The organism is Mesorhizobium sp. P171375 (genome assembly GCF_057786075.1).
The window spans coordinates 726,357-750,454 of sequence record NZ_JBYNWF010000001.1; the positions used below are offsets into that span (position 1 = coordinate 726,357).

At 64.1% G+C, this 24,098-nt stretch carries 22 protein-coding genes; 18 read left to right on the forward strand and 4 right to left on the reverse strand.

Going from position 1 to position 24,098, the window contains the following annotated elements:
* The first annotated feature begins 34 nt into the window (after positions 1–34).
* The 5 genes from ACYHH6_RS03615 (at position 35) to lpdA (ending at position 7,169) form a co-directional block, all read left to right on the forward strand.
* Complete coding sequence (locus ACYHH6_RS03615; RefSeq protein WP_352556939.1) at positions 35–3,022, forward strand: 2-oxoglutarate dehydrogenase E1 component; 2,988 nt, start codon at positions 35–37, stop codon at positions 3,020–3,022.
* A gap of 43 nt (positions 3,023–3,065) precedes the next feature.
* A complete protein-coding gene (gene odhB, locus ACYHH6_RS03620) occupies positions 3,066–4,355 on the forward strand; it encodes a 2-oxoglutarate dehydrogenase complex dihydrolipoyllysine-residue succinyltransferase (RefSeq protein ID WP_352586440.1) in 1,290 nt (429 codons plus the stop codon).
* 75 nt (positions 4,356–4,430) lie between these two features.
* Positions 4,431–4,919 carry a hypothetical protein gene (locus tag ACYHH6_RS03625; RefSeq protein ID WP_352586622.1) on the forward strand — a complete coding sequence of 163 codons (489 nt, stop codon included), beginning with the start codon at positions 4,431–4,433 and terminating at the stop codon, positions 4,917–4,919.
* On the forward strand, positions 4,916–5,671 hold the full coding sequence (locus ACYHH6_RS03630; protein WP_352586439.1) for an SDR family oxidoreductase: 756 nt from the start codon (positions 4,916–4,918) through the stop codon (positions 5,669–5,671). The genes ACYHH6_RS03625 and ACYHH6_RS03630 overlap by 4 nt, the downstream gene beginning before the upstream one ends.
* 91 nt (positions 5,672–5,762) lie before the next feature.
* On the forward strand, positions 5,763–7,169 hold the full coding sequence (gene lpdA / locus ACYHH6_RS03635; protein WP_352586438.1) for a dihydrolipoyl dehydrogenase: 1,407 nt from the start codon (positions 5,763–5,765) through the stop codon (positions 7,167–7,169).
* A gap of 714 nt (positions 7,170–7,883) precedes the next feature.
* On the opposite strand, the gene ACYHH6_RS03640 is transcribed toward lpdA, so the two are convergent.
* Complete coding sequence (locus ACYHH6_RS03640; RefSeq protein ID WP_192251281.1) at positions 7,884–8,951, reverse strand: TraB/GumN family protein; 1,068 nt, start codon at positions 8,949–8,951, stop codon at positions 7,884–7,886.
* A 62-nt stretch (positions 8,952–9,013) separates the two neighbouring features.
* The gene (locus ACYHH6_RS03645; protein WP_352586437.1) at positions 9,014–9,952 is read right to left on the reverse strand and encodes a tyrosine recombinase XerC; all 939 of its coding nucleotides are present in this window, start codon (positions 9,950–9,952) and stop codon (positions 9,014–9,016) included.
* A 96-nt stretch (positions 9,953–10,048) separates the two neighbouring features.
* Between ACYHH6_RS03645 and rimM the strand changes: the two genes are divergently transcribed.
* On the forward strand, positions 10,049–10,648 hold the full coding sequence (rimM, locus tag ACYHH6_RS03650; protein ID WP_352586436.1) for a ribosome maturation factor RimM: 600 nt from the start codon (positions 10,049–10,051) through the stop codon (positions 10,646–10,648).
* Positions 10,645–11,343: a tRNA (guanosine(37)-N1)-methyltransferase TrmD gene (gene trmD / locus ACYHH6_RS03655; RefSeq protein ID WP_352586435.1), complete on the forward strand. Its 699-nt coding sequence runs from the start codon at positions 10,645–10,647 to the stop codon at positions 11,341–11,343. Before rimM ends, trmD begins: the two co-directional genes overlap by 4 nt.
* On the opposite strand, the gene ACYHH6_RS03660 is transcribed toward trmD, so the two are convergent.
* Entirely contained in the window at positions 11,325–12,077 is a 753-nt protein-coding gene (locus tag ACYHH6_RS03660; protein WP_352586620.1) for a sulfite exporter TauE/SafE family protein, read from the reverse strand. The two genes, trmD and ACYHH6_RS03660, sit on opposite strands and share 19 nt — an antisense overlap.
* A gap of 340 nt (positions 12,078–12,417) precedes the next feature.
* Here ACYHH6_RS03660 and rplS point away from each other — a divergent pair, with 340 nt between their 5' ends.
* The 8 genes from rplS (at position 12,418) to ACYHH6_RS03700 (ending at position 19,940) form a co-directional block, all read left to right on the forward strand.
* Positions 12,418–12,969 carry a 50S ribosomal protein L19 gene (gene rplS / locus ACYHH6_RS03665; protein ID WP_142867183.1) on the forward strand — a complete coding sequence of 184 codons (552 nt, stop codon included), beginning with the start codon at positions 12,418–12,420 and terminating at the stop codon, positions 12,967–12,969.
* A gap of 156 nt (positions 12,970–13,125) precedes the next feature.
* Entirely contained in the window at positions 13,126–13,554 is a 429-nt protein-coding gene (locus ACYHH6_RS03670; protein ID WP_352586434.1) for an organic hydroperoxide resistance protein, read from the forward strand.
* On the forward strand, positions 13,551–14,048 hold the full coding sequence (locus ACYHH6_RS03675; protein ID WP_352586433.1) for a MarR family winged helix-turn-helix transcriptional regulator: 498 nt from the start codon (positions 13,551–13,553) through the stop codon (positions 14,046–14,048). Before ACYHH6_RS03670 ends, ACYHH6_RS03675 begins: the two co-directional genes overlap by 4 nt.
* Before the next feature lie 236 nt (positions 14,049–14,284).
* Positions 14,285–15,085 (forward strand): transporter substrate-binding domain-containing protein, encoded by an 801-nt coding sequence (locus ACYHH6_RS03680; protein ID WP_352586432.1) that lies wholly within the window; start codon positions 14,285–14,287, stop codon positions 15,083–15,085.
* Between the two features lie 169 nt (positions 15,086–15,254).
* A complete protein-coding gene (locus tag ACYHH6_RS03685) occupies positions 15,255–16,070 on the forward strand; it encodes an amino acid ABC transporter permease (RefSeq protein ID WP_352586431.1) in 816 nt (271 codons plus the stop codon).
* A gap of 58 nt (positions 16,071–16,128) precedes the next feature.
* Positions 16,129–16,764 carry a class I SAM-dependent DNA methyltransferase gene (locus ACYHH6_RS03690; RefSeq protein ID WP_352586430.1) on the forward strand — a complete coding sequence of 212 codons (636 nt, stop codon included), beginning with the start codon at positions 16,129–16,131 and terminating at the stop codon, positions 16,762–16,764.
* 407 nt (positions 16,765–17,171) lie between these two features.
* Entirely contained in the window at positions 17,172–18,581 is a 1,410-nt protein-coding gene (leuC, locus tag ACYHH6_RS03695; protein ID WP_112560122.1) for a 3-isopropylmalate dehydratase large subunit, read from the forward strand.
* 162 nt (positions 18,582–18,743) lie between these two features.
* Positions 18,744–19,940 (forward strand): GGDEF domain-containing protein, encoded by a 1,197-nt coding sequence (locus ACYHH6_RS03700; RefSeq protein ID WP_352586429.1) that lies wholly within the window; start codon positions 18,744–18,746, stop codon positions 19,938–19,940.
* Positions 19,941–20,010: 70 nt separating this feature from the next.
* On the opposite strand, the gene ACYHH6_RS03705 is transcribed toward ACYHH6_RS03700, so the two are convergent.
* Entirely contained in the window at positions 20,011–20,382 is a 372-nt protein-coding gene (locus ACYHH6_RS03705; RefSeq protein WP_352586428.1) for a hypothetical protein, read from the reverse strand.
* Between the two features lie 245 nt (positions 20,383–20,627).
* Between ACYHH6_RS03705 and ACYHH6_RS03710 the strand changes: the two genes are divergently transcribed.
* The 3 genes from ACYHH6_RS03710 (at position 20,628) to ffh (ending at position 24,094) form a co-directional block, all read left to right on the forward strand.
* Entirely contained in the window at positions 20,628–21,032 is a 405-nt protein-coding gene (locus ACYHH6_RS03710; RefSeq protein WP_352586427.1) for a hypothetical protein, read from the forward strand.
* 185 nt (positions 21,033–21,217) lie between these two features.
* Positions 21,218–22,177, forward strand: coding sequence for a CPBP family intramembrane glutamic endopeptidase (locus ACYHH6_RS03715; protein WP_352586426.1), 960 nt, complete (start codon positions 21,218–21,220; stop codon positions 22,175–22,177).
* A 309-nt stretch (positions 22,178–22,486) separates the two neighbouring features.
* Complete coding sequence (gene ffh / locus ACYHH6_RS03720; RefSeq protein ID WP_112560128.1) at positions 22,487–24,094, forward strand: signal recognition particle protein; 1,608 nt, start codon at positions 22,487–22,489, stop codon at positions 24,092–24,094.
* Positions 24,095–24,098 lie beyond the last annotated feature (4 nt).

Below are 24,098 nucleotides of genomic sequence, written 5' to 3' on the forward strand. Positions count from 1 at the left end.
ACGTAAGGAGACGGAGCCAGGCTCCGCAGACAAAATGGCAAGACAAGATCAGGCCAACGACCAGTTTTCACTCACTTCATTCCTCTATGGCGGCAATGCCGACTACATCGACGCGCTTTATGCCTCCTATGAGGATGATCCGGAGTCGGTAAACCCCGAATGGCAGGACTTCTTCGCGGCGCTGAAGGACGACGCCGGCGATGTGCGCAAGAACGCCAAGGGCGCCTCCTGGGCAAGGCCCTCCTGGCCGCTGCAGGCCAATGGCGAGCTGGTGTCGGCGCTCGACGGCAATTGGGGCCTGGTCGAGAGGACGGTCGAAAAGAAGGTCAAGGACAGGGCCGTCACCAACGGCGTCGTGCTGTCGGATGCCGACGTGCATCAGGCGACGCGCGATTCGGTGCGCGCCATCATGATGATCCGAGCCTACCGCATGCGCGGCCATCTGCACGCCAATCTCGACCCGCTCGGCATCGCCAAGCCGCTCGAGGACTATAACGAGCTATCGCCGGAGAATTACGGTTTTACCGCTGCCGACTACGACCGGCCGATCTTCCTCGACAATGTGCTCGGCCTCGAATTCGGCACCATCCGGCAGATGCTGGAGATTCTCACCCGCACCTATTGCTCGACCCTCGGCGTCGAGTTCATGCACATCTCCGATCCCGAGGAGAAGGCCTGGATCCAGGCCCGCATCGAAGGCACCGACAAGGAGATCTCCTTCACCGCCACCGGCAAGAAGGCGATCCTGCAGAAGCTGGTCGAGGCCGAAGGCTTCGAGCAGTTCATCGACGTCAAGTACAAGGGCACCAAGCGCTTCGGCCTCGATGGCAGCGAAGGCCTGATCCCGGCGCTGGAGCAGATCATCAAGCGCGGCGGCCAGCTCGGCATGAAGGAGATCGTGCTCGGCATGGCGCATCGCGGCCGGCTGAACGTGCTCTCCCAGGTGATGGCCAAGCCGCACCGCGCCATCTTCCACGAGTTCAAGGGCGGCTCGGCCGCTCCCGACGAGGTCGAGGGCTCGGGCGACGTCAAGTACCATCTCGGCGCTTCGTCGGACCGCGAGTTCGACGGCAACAAGGTGCACCTGTCCTTGACCGCCAACCCTTCGCATCTGGAAATCGTCGATCCGGTGGTGATGGGCAAGGCGCGCGCCAAGCAGGACTATCTGTTTGGCCGAAGCCGCGAGGAGATCGTGCCGCTGGAAGAACGCGCCAAGGTGCTGCCGCTGCTTCTGCATGGCGACGCCGCCTTCGCCGGCCAGGGCGTGATTGCCGAAATCCTCGGCCTGTCGGGCCTGCGCGGCCATCGCGTCGCCGGCACGCTGCACTTCATCATCAACAACCAGATCGGCTTCACCACCAATCCGCGCTTCTCGCGCTCGTCGCCCTACCCGTCCGACGTCGCCAAGATGATCGAGGCGCCGATTTTCCACGTCAATGGCGACGATCCGGAAGCCACGGTCCATGCCGCCAAGGTGGCGATTGAATTCCGCATGAAGTTCCACAAGCCGGTGGTGGTGGACATGTTCTGCTACCGCCGCTTCGGCCACAATGAGGGCGATGAGCCGGCCTTCACCCAGCCGATCATGTACGCCAACATCCGCAATCATAAGACAACCGTGCAGATCTATGGCGATCGACTGATCGCCGAGGGCCATATCACCCAGGCCGAACTCGACAAGATGAAGGCCGACTGGCGCGCGCATCTGGAATCCGAATGGGAAGTCGGCCAGCACTACAAGCCAAACAAGGCCGACTGGCTGGACGGCGCCTGGTCGGGTCTGCGCACCGCCGACAACCAGGACGAACAGCGCCGCGGCAAGACCGCCGTGCCGGTTAAGGTGCTGAAGGAGATCGGCAAGAAGCTGACCGAGGTGCCGAAGGGTTTCGAGGCACACAAGACCATTATCCGCTTCCTCGAAAACCGCCGCCAGGCGATCGAATCCGGCGAAGGCATCGACTGGTCGACGGCCGAGGCGCTGGCTTTCGGCGCCATCCTGCTCGACGGCAATCCGATCCGTCTGTCGGGCCAGGATTCCGAGCGCGGCACCTTCTCGCAGCGCCATTCCGTGCTCTACGACCAGCGCGACGAGACCCGCTACATCCCGCTCAACAATCTGTCGGCGGCGCAGGCGGGCTACGAAGTCATCAACTCGATGCTGTCGGAAGAGGCGGTGCTCGGCTTCGAATATGGCTACAGCCTGGCCGAGCCGAAGGCGCTGACGCTCTGGGAAGCGCAGTTCGGCGACTTCGCCAACGGCGCCCAGGTGGTGTTCGACCAGTTCATCTCCAGCGGCGAGCGCAAGTGGCTGCGCATGTCGGGCCTCGTCTGCCTGCTGCCGCATGGCTATGAGGGCCAGGGTCCGGAGCATTCCTCGGCGCGTCTCGAACGCTTCCTGCAGCTCTGCGCCGAAGACAATATGCAAGTCGCCAACTGCACCACGCCGGCCAACTATTTCCACATCCTGCGCCGGCAGCTGAAGCGAGACTTCCGCAAGCCGCTGATCCTGATGACGCCGAAGTCGCTGCTGCGCCACAAGCGGGCCGTATCGACGCTGCCTGAGATTTCGGGCGAAAGCTCGTTCCACCGGCTGCTTTGGGACGATGCCCAGCTGTTGCAGAACCAGGCGATCAAGCTAGTCAAGGATTCCAAGATCCGCCGCGTCGTGCTGTGCTCAGGCAAGGTCTACTACGATCTCTATGAGGAGCGCGAGAAGCGCGGCATCAACGACATCTATCTGTTGCGCGTAGAACAGCTCTATCCGTTCCCGGCCAAGGCGTTGATCACCGAATTGTCGCGTTTCCGTAACGCCGAGATGGTGTGGTGCCAGGAAGAGCCGAAGAACATGGGCGCCTGGTCGTTCATCGATCCGTATCTGGAATGGGTGCTGGCGCATATCGACGCCAAGCATCAGCGGGTGCGCTACACCGGACGTCCGGCGGCTGCATCGCCGGCGACCGGGTTGATGTCCAAGCATTTGGCGCAGCTCGCCGCCCTGCTCGAAGACGCGCTCGGCGAATAGAACCTGGCACATAGAACAGACAGAGAAGAAACGGACAGGCACAATGGCTACCGAAATCCGCGTTCCCACTCTCGGCGAATCCGTCACCGAGGCGACCATCGGCAAGTGGTTCAAGAAGGTCGGCGATGCCATTGCCGTCGACGAGCCGCTGGTCGAGCTCGAAACCGACAAGGTGACGGTGGAGGTGCCAGCGGCTGCCGCTGGGACGCTGGGCGAAATCACCGCCAAGGAAGGTGAGACGGTCGGCGTCGGCGCTTTGCTTGGGTCGATCTCGGCCAGTGGTGCTGCCGCTCCTGCAAACAAGCAGGAGGCCAAGCCGCAAGCCGTCTCGCAAGCGTCGAGCCCCGACGCGGCCCATACGACCAAGCAGGCCGCGGCCGAGACTGCCAAGATCGCCGGTGACGCCGGCGCGGTCGAGCCGCGCTCTATGCCGCCGGCCCCGGCCGCCGCAAAGCTGATCGCCGAGGCTAATCTGTCGGTCGATCAGGTGTCCGGCTCGGGCAAGCGCGGCCAGGTGCTGAAGGGTGATGTGCTCGACGCCATCGCCCGGGGCGCGCCGTCGCAGCCGGCCGAAACGCCGAGAGCCGCACCGGCGCCCGTCGTGCTGCGCGCGCCGTCCTCCGGTGACGATGCCTCGCGTGAAGAACGCGTGCGCATGACCAAGCTGCGCCAGACCATCGCGCGCCGGCTGAAGGAAGCGCAGTCGACCGCCGCCATGCTGACCACCTTCAACGAGGTCGACATGTCAGCGGTGATGGCGCTCAGGACCAAGTACAAGGACATCTTCGAGAAGAAGCATGGCGTGAAGCTCGGCTTCATGGGCTTCTTCACCAAGGCGGTCACCCATGCCTTGAAGGAGATCCCCTCGGTCAATGCCGAGATCGACGGCACCGACATCATCTTCAAGAACTATGCCCATATCGGCGTTGCCGTCGGCACCGAAAAGGGCCTCGTCGTGCCGGTGGTGCGCGATGCCGATCAGATGTCGATCGCCGAGATCGAAAAGGATATCGGCCGGCTGGGCATTGCCGCGCGCGACGGCAAGCTGTCGGTCGCCGACATGCAGGGCGGCACGTTTACGATTTCCAACGGCGGCGTTTACGGCTCGCTGATGTCGACGCCGATCCTTAATGCGCCGCAGTCGGGCATTCTGGGCATGCACAAGATCCAGGACCGGCCCGTCGTGGTCGGCGGCCAGATCGTGATCCGACCGATGATGTACCTTGCGCTCTCCTACGATCATCGCATCGTCGACGGCAAGGAAGCAGTGACCTTCCTGGTCCGCGTCAAGGACAGCCTGGAGGATCCCGAGCGGCTGGTGCTTGATCTCTAGAGGCTGGTCGGTTTTGAGCCGGGGAAAGGACTGCGCCGCCGCATGACGACCCGTTCCTCGCGCTTCCGGTCCGGAATGGTTTTCACGGCAGTGTGTGCGGTCGGCGTCACGCAAGCTGTATCTACAGCCCACGCCGCCTGCCCGCTGGCGCTCGCCGTCTATGGCGATGCCGAGAGCGAGGCCGGCATCGATTTTCGGCCGACGACGGGTGCGGCCACCGTCACCAACGCCTTCAAGATGGTGCTCGACAAGGGCGTCGTGCTCGACGGCATCGTCATGTGGACATCAGGTGTTTCGCGGCCGCACGGCTCGCTGATGTACAAATGCCCAACCGGCGACGTCACCGGTGACGAGCTCGCCGCCTGCACGGTCTGGCAAGGTGTCGTCTACAGCGCCGACGACAAGGGCAACATCGCGCTCATGGCGGCGGAGGGCACGGACGCACCGCAGAGCCTGATCTTCCCCGATCTCGGGCCGTCGCTGCAGATATCGTCGGCCTTCGGCGCCAACGGTTTCTCGAAACTGCCGTGGGACGTGTTTCTGCTGAAAGGTTGCCAGGAATGAGCGCGGCCAAGAAGGTTCTTCTGGTCACCGGCGGCAGCCGCGGCATTGGCGCGGCCACCTGCCGGCTTGCGGCGAAGGCCGGCTACCGCGTCGCGGTCAACTATGCCGCGAACGAGGCCGCCGCCAAGGCGCTGGTTGCCGAAGTCGAGGCGATGGGCGGTGACGCCTTTGCGGTCAAGGGTGACGTCGGCAACGAAGGCGACATCGTGGCAATGTTCGAGGCGGTCGACCACCGCTTCGGCAGGCTCGATGGCCTCGTCAACAATGCCGGCGTCGTCGACGTCAAGGCGCGCGTCGACGAGATGAGCCTGGCGCGGCTGGAGCGCATGATGCGCATCAATGTCATCGGCTCGTTTCTGTGCGCCCGCGAAGCGGTCAGGCGCATGTCGAGCAGGAATGGCGGCCAGGGCGGCGCCATCGTCAACATTTCGTCGGCGGCGTCGATACACGGCTCGCCCGGCGAATATGTCGACTATGCCGCGTCCAAGGCGGCGATCGACACCTTCACGCTCGGGCTGGCGCGCGAAGTCGCGACTGAAGGCGTGCGTGTCAATGCGATACGGCCAGGCATCATCGACACCGAGATCCATGCCTCCGGCGGCCAGCCGGACCGGGTCGAGCGGTTCCGCGACATGCTGCCGATGAAACGCGCCGGCACGGCGGATGAAGTCGCCCATGCGGTTCTCTATCTTTTGTCGGATGAAGCGTCCTATACGACGGGCGCGATCCTGAATGTTAGCGGCGGCCGCTGAAGGCCACAAATCAAAGGGATAGAGCATGATGGTCTCCGAAAACCGCTTCACACTTTTCGGCATCATGCTCTAGGCAAGAAGGACACCCATCATGGCTTATGACGTCGTTATCATCGGATCGGGACCGGGCGGCTATGTCTGCGCCATCAAGGCGGCGCAGCTCGGGCTGAAGGTCGCGGTGGTCGAGAAAAACGCCACTTTCGGCGGCACCTGCCTCAACATCGGCTGCATCCCGTCCAAGGCGCTGCTTTACGCCTCCGAGATGTTCGCGGAGGCCGGCCATTCCTTCGATACGCTAGGCGTCGAGATACCGGCGCCAAAACTCAATCTGAAGAAGATGATGGCGCACAAGGATGCGACCGTTTCGGCCAACGTCAACGGCGTCGCCTTCCTGTTCAAGAAGAACAAGATCGACTCGTTCCGCGGCACCGGCAAGGTGGTCGCCGCCGGCAAGGTGTCGGTGACGGCTGAGGACGGCAAGGTCGAGGAGATCGAGACCAGGAACATCGTCATTGCCACCGGCTCGGATGTCGCCGGCATTCCCGGTGTCAAGGTCGACATCGATGAGAAGGTGATCCTGTCGTCGACCGGCGCGCTATCGCTCGAGAAAGTGCCGGAGCGACTGGTGGTGGTCGGCGGCGGCGTCATCGGGCTGGAGCTCGGCTCGGTATGGGCGCGGCTCGGCGCCAAGGTCACCGTGGTCGAGTTCCTCGACACCATTCTGGGCGGCATGGACGGTGAGGTTTCCAAACAGTTCCAGCGCCTGCTCTCCAAGCAGGGCTTCGAGTTCAAGCTCGGCGCCAAGGTGACCGGGGTCACCAAGGCCAAGAAGGGTGCGACGGTTACCTTCGAGCCGGTCAAGGGCGGGGCGGCCGAGACCATCGAGGCCGACGCGGTGCTGATCTCGACCGGACGCCGCGCCTATTCGGACAGTCTCGGGCTGAAGGAGGCCGGCGTCGAGGTCGATGAGCGCGGCCGGGTCAAGACCGACGTGCATCTCAGGACCAACGTCGCTGGCATCTACGCCATCGGCGATGTCATCGCCGGACCGATGCTGGCGCACAAGGCGGAGGATGAAGGCGTGGCGGTGGCCGAGACCATTGCCGGCCAGGCCGGTCATGTGAATTACGACGTCATCCCGAGCGTCGTCTACACCAGCCCGGAAATCGCTTCGGTCGGCAAGACCGAGGAGGAGCTGAAGAAGGCCGGCATCGATTACAAGATCGGCAAATTCCCGTTCACCGCCAACGGCCGCGCGCGCGCCATGCTGCACACCGACGGCTTCGTGAAGATCCTCGCTGACAAGGTCAGCGACCGCGTGCTCGGCGTCCACATTGTCGGCTTCGGCGCCGGCGAGATGATCCATGAGGCTGCGGTACTGATGGAGTTCGGCGGCTCGTCCGAAGACCTCGCCCGCACCTGCCACGCGCACCCGACAATGTCGGAAGCGGTCAAGGAAGCGGCACTGGCCACGTTCTTCAAGCCGATCCATATCTGATTTCGACAGGGAAGTTTGCGGCACGTCGCCGGTGAAGGATCGCTACCCTCGCCAATAACAGGCCCCAAAACAAAACGGCCCGCTTCGCAGCGGGCCGTTCGTTATTAAATTCAGTGGCCTGATTACTGGGCCGGTGCGGGAGCCGGAGCAGGCGCGGGAGCCGGGGCTGGTGCCGGAGCGGGCTCAGGCGCGGGTGCGGGCGCCGGGGCTGGCGCGGGGGCCGGTTCGGCGGGCTTCATCGGCTCAGCCGGTGCAGGCGCAGGTGCCGGTGTGCTGGCTGCCGGCGGCTCGGCGGGTGCCGGATGCTCGCCGCTTCTTCCAAAAACATAGTACGCGACAATCGCAAGGATGACGACGACCAGCGCAATCAGCCAGCCGCTGCCACCGCCCGATTTGGGCGCCGGGCCCGGGTCGTTAGGGTTCGACATAAAAGTGTCCTCCGTGGATGAAAAGCATCAAACAACACCCATCAACGCGCAACCGTTGAACGGGTTTCATACTAGGCCTGGAAATCGCCGAACGCAGGAAAATTCTGATTTGCAACCGCTCGGTGGCCTGTATTTCCCCCGCAAAATCAATCGCGAGTTCGCAAAAATGAGCTTACCTGTACTTTTTCGCCAAGAATAGGGCCAACTGGTCTTCGGACCGCGAATCAGCTGCGGACCCAGACACAACCGAGCCTTGCGTGATTCGGCAGGCAAGGAGCCGCGCAGATCAGTCGACGGCAGTGACAGTATAGCCGGCTTTGCGAAAATCCTCCACCAGGCCTTCGGGGCCGGGAAGATGCAGGGCGCCGACCGCCATGAAGGCGTTACCCTTGGCCAGGATCGGCTGGGCATGGTCGACCATCACTTTGTTGCGGTCGGTGATCATGGCCTGCTCGAAGGCGGCGTACCCTGCAGCGTCGTCCTCTTCGCCTGGGGACATTGACCGCAGGAGCGGCCAGAACGTGCCGGTGTCGCCGCGCTGGTAGAGCACGATCATGGTCTCGTTGATGTCGTTTATCTTGTCGCCGAGCTTCAAGGTTTCAACCAGCCCCTTGATGTGAAAGGCGATCGGCAGCGAAGCCATGGCGCGGAGCTGGCCGGCGGCGGTTTCCAGGCCTTCCACCGGCTTTCCATTAGCCTTGGCGTCCTCAGCCAGCTTGACGTCGAGAACCGGCGCGCCGCCCGCCTGGCGGGCGACCTCGCAGACCGGCAGCGCGACCATGGCCGACAGCAGCCACGGCTTCATCTTGGAGACGCTCGCCGGCGGAATGCCGCGCGCATCGAGCCCCTTGTTCACCACCGCCGCATCCTCCGGCGACAACAGCGACGACAGCGTCGTGCTGTCGGTGAACATCATCAGCTCGGGCTCCTTGAGCATGGCCTCCATCATCTTCTGCTTGTCGAGCACGTCGGTGGTTTCGATGATGATGGTGCCGGCGGCGTCGTAGGCCCGCTTGGCGGCCGGCGGCAGCGCGGTCACGCGCGGGTCGGTCATGTGCATCGTGCCGAACAGGAAGGATGGCTTTTCGCCTGATTTTTCCAACTTCCACAATAGGCCCTTGCCGTTCAGCGTCGCCGCCGCTTGCGCCTCGATCCTGGCATAGGTGGCGGGGTCGTCCTTCTGCAGGGCCGACAGCAGATCAGCGCCGGTGCAGACCGGGACGTCGGCATGCGCCTTACCGGCGGCGAGCAGCAGCACGATGAGGAAAGACAGGAAAAACAGCGCGTTGAGCGCGACAAGCAGCTTCAGCGACGCGAGGGCCGCGCGGTCGGCGATGGCGATGACGCGTTTCATGATCGCTTTTCTAGGACCGAAAAGCGGCGAAACGGTTAATCGGCGGCGCAAATTTGAAGAGTTCACGCCCTTGGGTGGGCGGACTCATAGATTTCGAGCAGCCTTGCGGTGTCGACGCCGGTATAGACTTGCGTCGTCGACAGGCTGGCATGGCCGAGAAGCTCCTGGATGGTGCGCAAGTCACCGCCGCGGCCAAGCAGATGGGTGGCGAACGAGTGGCGCAGCGCGTGCGGGGTGGCGGTATCCGGCAGGTTGAGCGCCGAGCGCAGTTTGGCCATGTCGCGCTGGACGATGGCCGGATTGAGCGGTCCGCCGCGGGCGCCACGAAACAGCAGGCCCTTGGGGTCGAGATGGTAGGGGCACAGTTTGCGGTATTCGGCGATGGCGCGCAGCGCCACCGGCAGCACCGGCACCAGCCGGGTCTTGCCGCCCTTGCCGGTGACGCGCAGCACGGTGTCGGCTTCCGAGGCCAGGTCGGCGGCACTGAGGCCAAGCGCTTCGGAAATGCGCAGGCCCGAACCGTAGAGCAGCGTCAGCACGGCGGCATTGCGGGCGGCGATCCAGGGCTCCTCCGCCAACTGGCCCTCCACCGAGACGACATGTTTGGCGTCGCTGGCGGTCAGCGGCTTGGGCAGTGATTTTGGCTGGCGCGGCGCGCGCAGCGCCGCTGCTCCCGCTGCGTTTGCGAGACCGCGCCGTTCGAGGAAACGCAGCAGCGAGCGGATGCCGGCAAGACCCCGGCCGAGCGTACGGGCGCCGGCGCCGGCGTTGCGCCGCGCGGCGAGAAAGCCGCGCAGATCGGCCGGACGCAAAGTGGCGATGTCGGCAATGCCGGGCGAGCCGCCGCAATGTCCCGTCAGGAAATGCAGGAACTGGCGCGTGTCGCGCTCATAGGCTTCGACTGTCGCCGGCGACAGCCGGCGTTCGCGCGCCAGCATCTTCAGCCAGCTCTCGCGCGCCGCCTGGAGGTCGGGTTTTGCCGGGATGAGAAATTCCTGCATGCGACCATTGTCAGGCAGCCGGGTTAGGAAGCGGTGAAGAAGCTGTCATTGAAATGGCCACGGGAGGGCGTTAGAGCAGGGCAAAGGACATCAGCCATGAGCAAGCCCCAGAACCCCGTCCAGATGGCCGTGATCGGCGCCGCCCACGGCATCAAGGGCGAACTCAGGGTCAAAACCTTCACTGGCGAGCCGCTGGCGCTGGCCGATTATGGGCCGCTCTATGCCAAGGACGGCCGCGCCTTCCAGATCATCGACATAAGGCCCGCCAACACCGTCGTCGTGGTGCGCTTCAAGGGCATTGCCGACCGCAATGCCGCCGAGGCGCTGGCTGGCACGGAGCTGTTCGTCGACCGCTCGATGCTGCCGGACGATGGCGAGGAGGACGAGTTCTACCACGCCGATCTCGTCGGGCTCGAGGTCCGCGTCGATAAGGACGCGGTCATCGGCAAGGTGGTCGCCGTGCACAATTTCGGCGGCGGCGACATTCTCGACGTCACACTCGGCGGGCGCAAAGGCGTGCTGATCCCGTTCACCCAGGCCGCCGTGCCGCAGGTGGCGGTTGCCGAGGGGTTTGTCCGCGTCGATCCGGCCGCCGCCGGTCTGATCGAGGACGAGGATGGCGAGACGCCGCGTGAAGACAATTTCGACGCGAAGGGCCGGCCGCGCGGGCCCAAGGACGCCGGAGGCAACCGGTGACGTTCAAGGCATCGGTGCTGACGCTCTATCCCGAGATGTTTCCGGGTCCGCTCGGCCTGTCGCTGGCCGGGCGGGCGCTGGAGGCAGGTACTTGGTCACTGGAAGCGGTCCAGATCCGCGACTTTGCTGAGGACCGCCACCACACGGTGGACGACACGCCGGCCGGCGGCGGCGCCGGTATGGTGATGCGCGCCGATGTGCTGGCCAAGGCGATCGACCATACGGCGCCAGAGGGCGATCCGCGGCCAAAACTGCTGATGAGCCCGCGCGGCAAACCGCTGACGCAGGCGCGCGTGCGCGAGCTTGCGGCCGGGCCGGGCGCCATCATCGTCTGCGGCCGCTTCGAAGGCGTCGACCAGCGGCTGATCGAGGCGCGGAACCTGGAGGAGGTCTCCATCGGCGACTTCATCCTCTCTGGCGGCGAGCCGGCCGCACTTGTGCTGCTCGACGCCGTGGTGCGGCTGTTGCCCGGCGTGATGGGCAATGCGGTGTCAGGCGAAGAGGAAAGCTTTGAGAACGGCCTGCTCGAACATCCGCACTACACGCGGCCACAGGAATTCGAGGGCAGGCCGATCCCCGACGTGCTGACGTCAGGCAATCACAAGAAGATCGCCGCCTGGCGCCGCGCGGAGTCCGAGAAGCTGACCAGGGATCGACGACCGGATTTGCTCGCCGCTCAGCCCTTGGCAAAATAGTAAAACGCCAGAAACAGGCCGACGGCGATGACGAAGCCGCGTACTGCGTTTTGCGGCACGCGCTTGGCGATCCAGACACCGGCATAGCCGCCGAGCGCGCCGCCGGGGATCATGACGATCGCTTGCGGCCAGGCGACGACGCCGCCGGAGACGAAGACGATGATCGCTACCGCCGCGATAACCACGGCCAGCATGTTCTTCAGCGCATTCAGCCGGTGATAGTCGCCGGCCTGAGTCAGGCCGAGCGTCGCCAGCATCATCACGCCCATGCCGGCGCCGAAGAAGCCGCCATAGACCGCGGTGAGGAACTGCGCCAGCGACCCGGCGAGCGAGCCGACCGCGGCCTCGTGTCCCGGCTTGGGCGCCGGCTTCAGCCACGGTCCGGCGGCGAACAGCGCGGTGGCGGCCAGCAACAGCCACGGCACCATGACGCGGAAGGACGGGTTGGACAGCGCCAGAAGGATGAGGGCGCCGGCCAGCGCGCCGGCGGCCGAAATCAGGCAGAGCAGCAGCGCGCCGCGCCAGAAATGCTCGATGTCGGTCCAGTAGGCGAGCGTCGAGGTGATGTAGCCCGGAAACTGCGTCACCGAGGACGTGGCGTTGGCGACGATCGGCGGTACGCCGACCAGCGACATGGCGCCGAAGGTGATGAACGTGCCGCCGCCGGCGACCGCGTTGCATGCGCCCGACAGAAAGCCTGCCGCAAACAGCAGGGCCGCGTCGAGAACGGACATGTCGAAAATCGTCATGAGAGTGGCGCCGGACAAGTATGCGTCGTCCGGCTTAGGAAGCTTGGAGGGCAGGCGCAACCCTGCACTGGACGATTGCGTGGTGGCATGCGACCAAAAAAGACAGGGCCAAGGCGTGACAAGTGAGTGAAATAGCTGTATGTGCCCGCCCGTACTGGCGAGAAAAATCTCCCAGACCCGTCAACAATGACGGTGTAGTCGCCCCTGCCCAATGTCCAGAAGACAGATGTCTCGGAGACAAAGGGCATAGCCGAGCGGTCAATGGAACTGCAAGGCGAGTGTCGGACGCTCTGACTGTCGGAAGAACAAGAAGTGGACTATTGAGATGGATATCATCCGTCAGCTCGAGGCCGAACAGGCCGCCAAGATCGAAGCCAAGCGCAAGCTTCCCGAATTCCAGCCCGGCGATACCGTGCGCGTCCAGGTCCGCGTGACCGAAGGCACCCGCACCCGTGTCCAGGCCTATGAGGGCGTCGTCATCGCCCGCTCCGGCGCCGGCTTCCAGGAAAACTTCACCGTCCGCAAGATCTCCTACGGCGAAGGCGTCGAGCGCGTTTTCCCGGTCTTCTCGCCGATGGTCGAGGGCGTCGAGATCGTGCGCCGCGGCAAGGTGCGCCGCGCCAAGCTCTATTATCTGCGCGACCGTCGCGGCAAGTCGGCCCGTATTTCGGAAAACACCGGCGTGCGCGCCCGCAAGCTCAACGATGAGGAGCGCGATGCGCTGAACGCCGAGAAGGCCCGCATCGAAGCCGAGAAGGTCGCCGCCGCCCAGGCGCTGGCCGCAGAGACGGCCGCTAAGGAAGCCGCCGAGAAGAAGGCCGCCGACGAGGCTGAAGCGGCAGCCAAGGCCGCTGCGGAAGCCACCCCGGCCGAATAAGATCTCGACCAAGGATTTTGGAAAGGCGGCTTCGGCCGCCTTTTTTCGTTTCACCAGACTGTGAACGATTGTCGGCCGAGAAATTGGGGCTCGGCTGTTGACCGCGCATTATCTTGTGTACTAAATAATCGTACACAAATTAATTGGAGAACTGAAATGGCACTCTACACCACACAGGCTCGCGTCACCGGCGGCCGCGCCGGCCATGGCGAAACCAGCGACGGCCTGCTCAAGGTCGACCTCGCTTTGCCTAGGGAACTCGGTGGACAGGGTGGCGCCACCAATCCCGAGCAGCTGTTCGCGGTCGGCTATGCCGCCTGCTTCGAAAGCGCCATCCGCTTCGTCGCGCGCAAGCAAAAGCTGCCGCTGACCGATGCGTCTGTGACCTCGACCGTCAGCCTGCTTCCCAACGGCGAAGGGTTCAAGCTCGGTGTCGCGCTCGCCGCCGAGACGAAGGGCCTTGATCAGGCGGCGGCGGAAGCGCTTGTATCGGAAGCGCACAAGATCTGCCCCTATTCAAACGCGATCAAGGGCAATGTCGAGGTGGCGCTTTCGACAGTGGCGCTTCCGGCAAAGGCAGCATGACGACGAAGACCGAAACCAGAGCCACAGAAGTCCCGGCGGATACCGCCGGGACGATCGCTGTTCCGCGCCTGGACCAGCAGCTCTGCTTCGCGCTCTATTCCGCGAGCGGGCTGATGACCAAACTCTACCGACCCCTGCTCGACCCGCTCGGCCTCACCTATCCGCAATATCTGGCGATGCTGGCGCTGTGGCAGCATGCGCCGAGCACGGTTGGCGAGCTCGGCGAGGCGCTGGGGCTGGATTCGGCGACGCTGACGCCGCTGCTCAAGCGGCTTGAGGTGGGTGGCCTGGTCACCCGCCGACGCGACCCAGCCGACGAGCGCCGCGTGCTGGTCGAACCGACCGCAAAGGGCCAGGCGCTGCGCGCACGCATCAAGGATGTATCCGCCGGCCTTGCCTGCGCCATGCCGCTGGAAGTCGAGGAGCTGAAGTCGCTGCACCGGACCTTGACCGGGTTTGTCGCAAAATTGCGTGACGCGGCGTCACCATCCTGACCCGTCGTTTGACGGTTTCCCTTGTGCTCGAAAGCGGCCTAGTTAGCCATAGCGGGTCACGGAAGAATGCCGACCGCGAAGCGTTCTAAAACCGCGCCGGTTGAAGGCATTGGAATCCACTTTCACCGGACGCTGAGCACCGGACCGGCTTGCAAGCCGTCTGCGGACGGCTAAAGTCGCGCCTGGATTTTCATGTGAGCCCGGCTGCAAGCGGGCTTCTCATCCTGGAGTGTATCATGACCAAATCGAAACTGCTGCTGGCCGGCCTGCTGGCCTGTTTCCTCGCGCCCGTTGCTGCATGGGCGGCCGATGCGCTGCCCGACCTCGGCGGCAAGAAGGTGGTGGTGGTGACGGAAAACGCCTATCCGCCGCTGCAGTTCATCGACCCCAAGACCGGTAAGCAGATCGGCTGGGAATATGACGCGATGGACGAGATCGCCAAGCGGCTGAACTTCAAGGTCGAGTATCAGAACACCTCCTGGGATGCGATGATCCAGGCGGTTTCCGACAACCAGTACAACATCGGCATGACCGGCATCACCATCAAGGACGACCGCAAGGAGAAGGTCGATTTCTCCGACCCCTATATGCGTTCGGAGCAGTTCATGCTGGTGCGCGGCGACGAAAGCCGCTTCACCGACGCCAAGACCTTTGGCGCCTTCAAGGACGGGCTGATCGGTGCCCAGGCCGGCACTACGCCGTTCTACACCGCCGTCTACAGCGTGCTCGACGGCAATGAGCAGAACCCGCGCATCAAACTGTTCGAGACGTTCGGCGCCACCGTGCAGGCACTGAAGTCCGGTGACGTCGATGTCGTCCTGACTGACGGCACCGCGGGCAAGGGCTATGTCGACGCCTCTGAAGGCAAGCTCAAGCTGATCGGCGGCCCGCTCGGCACCGAGGATTTCGGCTTCATCTTCCCGAAGGGATCGGAGCTGGTGAAGCCGGTCAACGCCGCAATCGCCGCCCTCAAGGCCGACGGCACGCTGGATGCGCTGAACAAGAAGTGGTTTCTTGACTACAAGATGGGGCAGTGATGTCCGACGCCTTACCCTCCCCCTTGTGGGGAGGGTCGATCCGCGAAGCGGAGCGGGGTGGGGGTGCCAGCGCCAGCGCCTTGTCACCACCCCCACCCCGGCTCACCAGCTTTGCTATGCAAAGCTTGTTCGCCGACCCTCCCCACAAGGGGGAGGGTGAAGCGCCCTGATGGCCACGCCACCCGTCTCCACCCCCAAATCCGATTTCCCCTGGTGGCTGGCCGCCGCGATCGTTCTCGCGGTGATCGCCGCGCTCTACATTGGCACCAGCGATCTCTACGCCCAGGTCTTCGCCACCGTCGCCAAAGGCATCGGGATCACCATTTTTGTCACCGTGGTCGCCTTCGCTCTCGCCTCAGCCATCGGGCTCGGCATTGCGCTGATGGGGTTGTCGGGGTCGCGATGGCTCAGGCAAATCGCCCGCTTCTATGTCGAGATCATCCGTGGCGTGCCGATCCTGGTGCTGCTGTTCTGGATCGCCTTTGCCGGTGCGCCGGCCTTCGTCGCCGCCTGGAATGCGCTGACCGCGCCGCTGCAGAATGCCGGCCTGATGGGCGAGCTTTTGGTGCGCGACGTCTCGCTGTTGTGGCGGGCCATCATGGCGCTAACCATCGGCTATTCCGCCTTCATCTCCGAGGTCTTTCGCGCCGGCATCCAGTCTGTCGAGAAAGGCCAGATCGAGGCGGCCAAGGCGCTGGGTCTTTCGCGCACGCAACGTTTCCGGCTGATCGTGTTTCCGCAGGCGATCCGCACCATATTGCCGCCGCTCGGCAATGACTTCGTCGCCATGGTCAAGGATTCCTCGCTGGTCTCGGTGCTCGGCGTTGCCGACATCACCCAGATGGGCAAGATCTATGCGGCCGGCTCGTTCCGCTTCTTCGAGACCTATTCGATCGTCGCCTATATCTATCTCATCCTGACCGTCGGCCTGTCGCTGGCGCTGCGGGCGCTGGAGAAGCGGCTGCGCCGCGCGCACGAGGAATAGAAGTCCCGCGGAGACCGGGCTACGATCGAGACCAGATCGTGCCGGGAGGATACAAGCGATGAATGTCGACAAGGCCAATGCAGCGCTGGACTCCGTCTATTCGGCCGACACGCCGGAAACGCTGGCGCAAGCCTATGCAGACTGGGCGGCGACCTATGACAGCGAGACCGCCTCGCTCGGTTATCTCCTGCCGTTCCTGATCACCGCCTGGGTGGCGCGCCATGTGCCGGTGGGCGACGGCCCGCTGCTCGACGCCGGCTGCGGCACCGGCCTGTCGGGCCCTTCGCTCAAGGCTCTGGGCTATGATGACATTGCCGGGCTCGACCTCTCCGACGACATGCTCAAGATCGCCGGCAGCCGGAACGCCTACAGCGAACTGAAAAAGGCGATGCTCGGCGGCCCGCTGCCTTGGCCGGACGGGCATTTCCGCGCCTTCTTCTCGACCGGCGTGTTCACCATCAGCCACGCGCCGGCCTCCGGCCTGCACGAGCTTGTGCGCATCACGAGGAAGGGTGGCCACGCCATTTTCACCGTGCGCGACCAGGTGTTCGAAAGCGGCGGCTTCCAAGCGGTGTTCGACGCGCTGGAGCGAGCCGGGAAATGGCGGCCGGTAGAGCAAAGCTCGTGGTTCCGCTGCTACGCCGTCGCCGAGCCCGACGCGCTGGTGAAGACGTTTGTGTTCGAGGTGCTTTGAGCGCAGCCCTCTTCCCCTTCTCCCCCCGTGGGAGAAGGTGGCCTCGCGAAGCGAGGTCGAATGAGGGGTGTTCCAGCTTGGCAAGGACGGCGATCCTTCCAACACCCCTCGTCCGTCTCGGCGCTGCGCGCCGATCCACCTTCCCCCACAAGGGGGGAAGGTGAAGCCGCCGCTCTCCGCAATTGCCGAAAAGCCAAAACATTGGTATGAGCCACGCCATGGAAGAGCTTTTTGGCGATCCGGCCTTCAAGGGTTTCGTGCTGCAGGACAGAAAACGCCTGCCGTCGCGCTTTTCTGCGCGCGTTTCGGGCGCGCTCACCAGCCGACTTAGCTAGGCCGCTTTCGCCGGGCCGAAGGCCTCCGGCGCGTCTGCCCTTCCCCTATTTCAAATCGACGGATTTACGCACATGAGCGCACCGCGCACCCTCTACGACAAGATATTCGACGACCATGTCGTCGATCGCCAGGACGACGGCACCTGCCTGCTCTACATCGACCGCCACCTCGTCCATGAGGTGACCAGCCCGCAGGCCTTCGAAGGCTTGCGTATGAGCGGCCGCAAGGTTCGGCATCCGGAAAAGACGCTGGCCGTGGTCGACCACAATGTCTCGACCTCGCCCGAGCGCAAGTTCGGCATCAAGAACGAGGAAAGCCGCATCCAGGTCGAGGCCTTGGCCAAGAACGCCAAGGATTTCGGCGTCGAGTATTATTCCGAAAACGATATCCGCCAGGGCATCGTCCACATCATCGGACCGGAGCAGGGCTTTACGCTGCCCGGCATGACCATCGTCTGCGGTGACAGCCATACCTCGACCCACGGCGCCTTCGGCGCGCTGGCGCATGGCATCGGCACGTCAGAGGTCGAGCATGTGCTGGCGACGCAAACGCTGATCCAGCGCAAGGCCAAGAACATGCTGGTGCGTGTCGACGGCCAGCTGCCGGAAGGCGTCACCGCCAAGGACATCATCCTTGCCATCATCGGCGAGATCGGCACCGCCGGCGGCACCGGCTATGTCATCGAATATGCCGGCGAGGCGATCCGCGCGCTGTCGATGGAAGGCCGCATGACGATCTGCAACATGTCGATCGAGGGCGGCGCGCGCGCCGGCCTGATCGCGGCCGACGAAACCACCTTTGCCTATGTCAAGGACAAGCCGCGTGCCCCGAAAGGCGCTGCCTGGGATGCCGCTCTCGAATACTGGAAGACACTGCAGTCCGACGAGGGTGCGCATTTCGACAAGGTGATCGTGCTCGACGCGGCCAAACTGCCGCCGATCGTTTCCTGGGGCTCGTCGCCCGAGGATGTGGTTTCGGTGCAGGGCGTCGTTCCCAATCCGGAAGAGATCACGGACGAGAACAAGCGCAGCTCAAAGATCCGCGCGCTCGACTATATGGGGCTGACGCCTGGAACCAAGATCACCGACATCACGCTCGACCGCGTTTTCATCGGCTCCTGCACCAATGGCCGCATCGAGGATTTGCGCGCCGTGGCCAAGGTGGTCGAAGGCAAGACCGTGAGTGCGCATGTCGACGCGATGATCGTGCCGGGCTCCGGCCTGGTCAAGGAACAGGCGGAGGCCGAAGGTCTCGACAAGATCTTCATCGCCGCCGGCTTCGACTGGCGCGAGCCGGGCTGCTCGATGTGTCTCGCCATGAACGACGACCGGCTGAAGCCGCATGAGCGCTGCGCCTCGACATCGAACCGCAACTTCGAAGGACGGCAGGGCTTCAAGGGCCGTACCCATCTGGTGTCGCCGGCGATGGCGGCAGCGGCGGCGATCGCCGGGCATTTCGTCGACATCCGCGACTGGAAATAGTTTCCGGCGCGCAGCTCATAATCCATATCAGGTCCCGGACCGCATCGCGGTTCCGGGACCTTTTTTCATCCGCTCTGCCCGCATATTCGCTCTGGCTTAACCGCTTGTTGGGGCTTGCGCTCTATGGTCTTCCCCGACGTCACGCGGGGAAGTCACCGTCCTTTGGACACCGGTCTGTTCATAGCGCTGCTCAATCCGACGATCGCGCTGGCGCTCGGCGCGGCGTTTCTCGTGCTATGGCTCTACCAGCGCCACCGGCCCTATCTGGCGGTGCTCGGCGTAAGCTATTGCGTATCCGCGCCCGGCTTCCTGCTGCAGTATTTTACCTTGCCCGTCGGCATGGTGCTGACCAAGCTCGCCTCCAACCTCTGCTTCACCTTCGCCGCGTGCTGCCTCGTCGGCGCGATCATCGCGCGCTACGGCAGGCGCGTGCCCTACGTCGCGATCGGCATTCTGGCGGGTGGCGGGCTGGCTGCGTTTTGCTGGTTCTTGTTCGTGGAGCCGGACCTCACCTGGCGCATCCTGTCCATCAATTTCGGTTTTGGCGGACTTAGTCTGCTGGTCGCCGCCGAGCTGCGCGCCGTGCGAGACAATGGCCCGACCGAAAAGATCCTGTTCGTGCTGTCGCTGCTGTCGGGGTTGAACTTCATCGGCCGGACTCTGCTCGTCGTCATCTCGCACGGGCCCTTCACCAGCTATGACGGGTTTTATGGCTCGTCCTACTGGACGACGGCACTGCTGACGCACGCGCTGCTGTCGTTGCTGATCGCGCTCTGCCTGTTCTCGGCCGCAGCACTCGACGTGATGAAGGCGCTGAAGACCGAGACGCATACCGACCCGCTGTCCGGCCTGCTCAATCGCAGGGGGTTTGAGGAGCGCGCTTTGCTGGTGCTGCAACACTGCGCCGCCGCCAAGGTGCCGGTCGCACTGGTGCTGGCCGATCTCGATCACTTCAAGGCGCTCAACGACAGGTACGGACACGCCGCGGGCGACCAGGTGATCGCCGACTTCGCGGCCAAGCTTCGTGCCGCCGCCGGCGCGCGCGCCGTTGCCGGGCGCATCGGCGGCGAGGAGTTCGCCGTGCTTTTGTCGCTGAGCGACCTCGCCACGGCGCGGCTGTTTGCCGAGGCCGTGCGCACGCACTATTCGGCCGGCAGCGTCGACGGGTTGCCGCCGGGCACAAGAGTGACCGCGAGCTTCGGCGTCGCGGCGCGCACCGGCGACGAAGGGCTGGAGCCGCTGATGCGGCGTGCCGACGAGGCGCTCTACAAGGCCAAGAAGAACGGCCGCGACAGCGTGCGGCTGTCCTATGAGCGGGCCGAAACGGTGTTTATCCCGGATTCCGGCAGCGCCAGCTAGAACGCCTCGCCGTTTCACGGGCTAACCATCGTACGACAGCCGGCCACAAAGGCCGACCATACCGATTGGTCTAGCGGCAAGGGCTGAGGTTGGGCATCTCGCCGTCGGAGAGGCCGTACATATAGGAGCGGCCCTTCACGAACACCGGCGGCTGATAGCAGCCACGTCTGGAGATGTGATCTGCCTCATCTTCATAAAGGACTTCCGGTTCTGCTTCCGGCTGCCCGGCACCGGTGTAGTCGGACAATTTCTTGGCCAGTCTGCCCTCGCCGACGATGATGCGCTTGTAGCCGGCGGCGCTGTCGATGACGAGATTGCCGAAGGAATCGGCATAGACGCGGTCATGATGGCGCGACCAGGCCATTGCCGGGGCAGCGAAACCGACAGCGGTCACGGCCAGCACAAGCGCCGCAAGGCGCGTTCTTCCTGAATTCGAAAGCATGGTGTCCTCTCTGCTCTGGACCCGTTCGAATCGGAAATTAACCTTTTATTAACCTTTGTTAAGAGGGCAGGTGCATCCAACGGCGATCTCTCGTCAAACATGGTTAATATCCGACGGGTTGGAAAACCCGCCGGCCATCTTTCGGCCATGCTTGACCGCACCATCGACCGGAAATTGGAACGACGCCCGGTGAGCTTGATCCTGGCGCAGCATCGCGGCTAGTTTCCCGCGCGGAGGACAATCATATGGCGTTACGCCGGGCCTGTCGGATAACGCTCGCGCTTGTTGCCTTGCTGAGCACAGCTGCCTGCGTGCCGCAAAACAACGCGCCGAAGGCCGCAAGCGCTGCCGCTCCCGCCGTCTCGATGGCCCCCGGCGCACCTGTGACCGCTGCCCCCATCGCTGTCGAAACGGCCGCCCCGCAACCGCGCACCGCTACCTACAATTGCGCCGGTGGCGGCAGAATCACCATCGAGAATCTCGGCACATCGCTGCACGTGCTCAGCCCCGACGGCACTGCCGAGGATCTGCCGGCCTCCCCCGCCAACCAGAACAGCCGGTATGGCGCGGCCCATGACGCAATCGTGATCGACGGACGCGAGGCGCTGGTGATGAAGGGTGGGAAGACGCCGGTGACGTGCAAACGCTGACCCCGGATGCGCGGATATTTCAGGTGAGGCGGCTTGCGAACGGCAGATCGCGTCGGCAATAGCGGCTTTCGCCGATCCCATAAATGTTTCGTATGTCGTCCTGCCGGCAGGAATGCGGGAGCAATTGCGCGCAAGACGCCGATCCCCTAGATCATGCGACCCGAGCGTTCGGCAGAGGAATTCGCGTGATATCAGATCCAACCGCCTTCGAGCGCTATCGCAACACGGCTACCGAAAAGACCAACCTGCCGCGCCTGACAATCGGAACGGCCATCGTCGTCCTGTTCTGGGTGGCGATCACTTTGGTGGTGGTGCTTGGCGGCACCTATCTCGCTATCATCTGGCATGTATTGCCGGGCGATCCGCGCGGGCCGCTACAGGGCTTTCTGGCCTCGCCCATCGGGATACTCACAGCGCTCACCTCGTTTGCCGGTATCTGGCTCGGCCTGTGGCTCGCCATGCGTCTCGTCCATGGCGAGCCGCTGACCGCGCTTCTTGGCCCCAGCCGTCGCGTCTCCTGGCCCGGCTTCGTCAAGGGCCTGATCGCGGTGCTGATCACCTCGGCGCTCTCCGAAGTCCTGCTCTATTGCCTGCAGCCTGAGATCGCGCGCGGCGCGATCAGCCTGTCGACATGGCTGCTGTTTCTGATCCCGATCGTGGCGCTGGCGCTGCTGCAGACTTCGTCCGAGGAGATGCTGTTTCGCGGCTATCTGCTGCGCGGCCTGGCCAGGCGCTTCGAGAGCCCGTACGTCTGGGCACTGCTGCCCGCCTTGTTGTTCACCTCCTTGCATTGGAGCCCGGATTCGAGCCTCGCCATCAACGCCTGCGTGCTGGCCTCGATCGCCGCCTTCGCTCTGCTGTTGACGCTGCTGGTCTATGTCACCGGCAATCTCGGCGCCGCCTTCGGCGCCCATCTCGGCAACAATCTCACCGGTTTCCTGCTGATCTCGCACCAGCAGAGCTACAATTCCTTCGCCCTGTTCAACGCCAAGCCGCTGGAAGGCCCCGACTGGACGACGACCGATGCGGTCATCATCGCCGCGATCGGCATCGTCTGCACCTTGCTGACGATCCTGCTGCTCCTGCACCCGCGCTCGCCGCTGAAGGTCACGACAGACCTTCGGGATGCAGCCAGGGTGAACTGAGCCAGGATCGGCGCAGAGACCCGGCAGGCCGCCCAAGTCTTGACTCTTCGGCCGATTTCCTGTCTACACCCCCCGAATTCCGCGACGAGTATCCCTCCGAGCAAGCCGACCAGGACGCCAAAACCTCTTTGAGGTGGGTGCTGTAAACAGATCCTGGAGGCCAACACCCGGCAGCGCTGAGCGCCCCCGGGTGCTTTTTGGCTTTGCGCTTGCCCGGGCTTTTGTTTGGACAAGCTCTTTTGTTTGGACACTTGGCGCGAACGCATTACCTCTCGGGCACCATCCGGGTGCCTGAGAAAAGGAAACAGAATGTTTGAATCACTTCAGGAGCGCCTTGGCTCCATCCTGAACGGCCTGACCGGCCGCGGCGCACTGTCGGAGGCCGATGTCTCGGCAGCGCTGCGCGAGGTGCGCCGTGCACTGCTCGAGGCGGACGTGGCGCTGGAAGTGGTGCGTTCCTTCACCGACAAGGTGCGCGAGAAGGCCGTCGGCGCCGCGGTCGTCAAGTCGATCAAGCCCGGACAGATGGTCGTCAAGATCGTCCATGACGAGCTGGTCGACATGCTGGGCGCCGAAGGCGTCGCCATCGACCTCAATGCGCCGGCCCCCGTCGTCATCATGATGGTCGGTCTGCAGGGCTCCGGCAAGACGACCACCTCGGCCAAGATCGCCAAGCGGCTGACCGAGCGCCAGAACAAGAAGGTCCTGATGGCCTCGCTCGACACGCGGCGTCCCGCCGCGCAGGAGCAGCTCCGCCAGCTCGGCGAGCAGGTCAAGGTGGCGACGCTGCCGGTCATATCAGGCCAGAACCCGGTCGACATCGCACGGCGCGCCGTGCAGGCGGCCAAGCTCGGCGGCCATGACGTCGTCATCCTCGACACCGCCGGCCGTACCCACATTGACGAGCCGCTGATGGTCGAGATGGCCGACATCAAGAAGGTGTCGAGCCCGCACGAGATCCTGCTGGTCGCAGATTCGCTGACCGGCCAGGACGCGGTCAACCTAGCTAAGAGCTTCGACGAGCGCGTCGGCATAACCGGCCTGGTGCTGACCCGCATGGACGGCGACGGCCGTGGCGGCGCAGCCCTTTCGATGCGCGCCGTCACCGGCAAGCCGATCAAGCTGATCGGCACCGGCGAAAAGATGGATGGGCTGGAGGAATTCCACCCCAAGCGCATCGCCGACCGCATCCTCGGCATGGGCGACATCGTTTCGCTGGTCGAAAAGGCTGCTGAAAACATCGACGCCGAGCAGGCGGCGGCGATGGCCAAGAAGATGCAGTCGGGCAAGTTCGATCTGAACGACCTTGCCGGCCAGCTTCAGCAAATGTCGAAAATGGGCGGCATGGGCGGCATCATGGGCATGATGCCCGGCATGGGCAAGATGAAGGACCAGATGGCCGCCGCCGGCCTCGACGACAAGATGTTCGGCCGCCAACTCGCCATCATCTCGTCGATGACCAAGGCCGAGCGCGCCAATCCCGATATTTTGAAACACTCGCGCAAGAAGCGCATTGCCGCCGGTTCCGGCACCGACGCCGCCGAAATCAACAAGCTCTTGAAGATGCATCGCGGTATGGCCGACATGATGAAGGCGATGGGCGGCAAGGGCAAAGGCGGCGGCCTGATGCGCGGCATGATGGGCGGCCTGGCCTCCAAGATGGGCCTGGGCGGCATGATGCCTGGTGGTCCCGGGGGTATGATGGGTGGCGGCATGCCGGACCTCTCCAAGATGGACCCCAAGCAGCTCGAAGCCTTGCAGAAGCAGGCGCAGGCCGCCGGCCTTGGCGGCATGAAGGGCCTGCCCAGTGGCCTTCCTGGCGGCGGTGGCCTGCCGGGTCTGCCTGGTGGCATGAAACTTCCGGGGCTTCCCGGCCTTGGCGGCGGCGGACTGCCCGGGCTTGGGAAGAAGAAGTGAGGAC

What these genes read in the sequence shown, in the direction of transcription:
- ACYHH6_RS03615 (WP_352556939.1), top strand. Translation starts at nt 35, where the DNA reads ATGGCAAGACAAGATCAGGCCAACGACCAGTTTTCACTCACTTCATTC.
- odhB (WP_352586440.1), top strand. Translation starts at nt 3,066, where the DNA reads ATGGCTACCGAAATCCGCGTTCCCACTCTCGGCGAATCCGTCACCGAG.
- ACYHH6_RS03625 (WP_352586622.1), top strand. Translation starts at nt 4,431, where the DNA reads ATGGTTTTCACGGCAGTGTGTGCGGTCGGCGTCACGCAAGCTGTATCT.
- ACYHH6_RS03630 (WP_352586439.1), top strand. Translation starts at nt 4,916, where the DNA reads ATGAGCGCGGCCAAGAAGGTTCTTCTGGTCACCGGCGGCAGCCGCGGC.
- lpdA (WP_352586438.1), top strand. Translation starts at nt 5,763, where the DNA reads ATGGCTTATGACGTCGTTATCATCGGATCGGGACCGGGCGGCTATGTC.
- ACYHH6_RS03640 (WP_192251281.1), bottom strand. Translation starts at nt 8,951, where the DNA reads ATGAAACGCGTCATCGCCATCGCCGACCGCGCGGCCCTCGCGTCGCTG.
- ACYHH6_RS03645 (WP_352586437.1), bottom strand. Translation starts at nt 9,952, where the DNA reads ATGCAGGAATTTCTCATCCCGGCAAAACCCGACCTCCAGGCGGCGCGC.
- rimM (WP_352586436.1), top strand. Translation starts at nt 10,049, where the DNA reads ATGAGCAAGCCCCAGAACCCCGTCCAGATGGCCGTGATCGGCGCCGCC.
- ACYHH6_RS03660 (WP_352586620.1), bottom strand. Translation starts at nt 12,077, where the DNA reads ATGTCCGTTCTCGACGCGGCCCTGCTGTTTGCGGCAGGCTTTCTGTCG.
- rplS (WP_142867183.1), top strand. Translation starts at nt 12,418, where the DNA reads ATGGATATCATCCGTCAGCTCGAGGCCGAACAGGCCGCCAAGATCGAA.
- ACYHH6_RS03670 (WP_352586434.1), top strand. Translation starts at nt 13,126, where the DNA reads ATGGCACTCTACACCACACAGGCTCGCGTCACCGGCGGCCGCGCCGGC.
- ACYHH6_RS03675 (WP_352586433.1), top strand. Translation starts at nt 13,551, where the DNA reads ATGACGACGAAGACCGAAACCAGAGCCACAGAAGTCCCGGCGGATACC.
- ACYHH6_RS03680 (WP_352586432.1), top strand. Translation starts at nt 14,285, where the DNA reads ATGACCAAATCGAAACTGCTGCTGGCCGGCCTGCTGGCCTGTTTCCTC.
- ACYHH6_RS03685 (WP_352586431.1), top strand. Translation starts at nt 15,255, where the DNA reads ATGGCCACGCCACCCGTCTCCACCCCCAAATCCGATTTCCCCTGGTGG.
- ACYHH6_RS03690 (WP_352586430.1), top strand. Translation starts at nt 16,129, where the DNA reads ATGAATGTCGACAAGGCCAATGCAGCGCTGGACTCCGTCTATTCGGCC.
- leuC (WP_112560122.1), top strand. Translation starts at nt 17,172, where the DNA reads ATGAGCGCACCGCGCACCCTCTACGACAAGATATTCGACGACCATGTC.
- ACYHH6_RS03705 (WP_352586428.1), bottom strand. Translation starts at nt 20,382, where the DNA reads ATGCTTTCGAATTCAGGAAGAACGCGCCTTGCGGCGCTTGTGCTGGCC.
- ACYHH6_RS03710 (WP_352586427.1), top strand. Translation starts at nt 20,628, where the DNA reads ATGGCGTTACGCCGGGCCTGTCGGATAACGCTCGCGCTTGTTGCCTTG.
- ffh (WP_112560128.1), top strand. Translation starts at nt 22,487, where the DNA reads ATGTTTGAATCACTTCAGGAGCGCCTTGGCTCCATCCTGAACGGCCTG.